The organism is Brachyspira catarrhinii (assembly GCF_005518285.1).
Classification (GTDB): domain Bacteria; phylum Spirochaetota; class Brachyspiria; order Brachyspirales; family Brachyspiraceae; genus Brachyspira; species Brachyspira catarrhinii.
This window is the reverse complement of sequence record NZ_SJDU01000787.1, coordinates 1-436: the sequence shown is the minus strand read 5'-3', so window position 1 is coordinate 436 and position 436 is coordinate 1. Positions and strand designations below refer to the sequence as shown.

The 436-nt window shown below is 20.0% G+C and carries 1 pseudogene; it reads right to left on the bottom strand.

The window, feature by feature from the left end:
* Positions 1 to 436: pseudogene (locus EZH24_RS14550) on the bottom strand (PD-(D/E)XK nuclease family protein); the annotation flags it as partial.

Sequence of the window (436 nt, the reverse complement as noted above, 5' to 3'; positions counted from 1 at the left end):
AGCAATTTCCTCTGGACTATCTTTTTCTGTATCTATATAGTATACATACGGATTTGCTTCTTCAAAATTACTAAATATTTCCTTTATTGAAGACTCTTTATTTTTTAATTTTTTATAACTTTTTTCATTTTTATATGAATAACTATAAATAGAAAACTGAAATGTACCTGACTCATAGTGATATTCTAATAATATATCAGCATTATAATTATTTAAATTATATTTTATATTATGACAGTAATCTTCACTATTATGATTATCCTTTATATATTTAGTAATTTCATCTATTTTTTTATAATAATAAGATTTATCATCTGAATGTTCATTCAAATATTTGATTACTTTATCAGTAAAACACAATATCGGTTCAAGTGATATATCTATTCTTTTTTCAGTTAATAAAGATGTAACATTATTAAAAATAGTTATATATTCA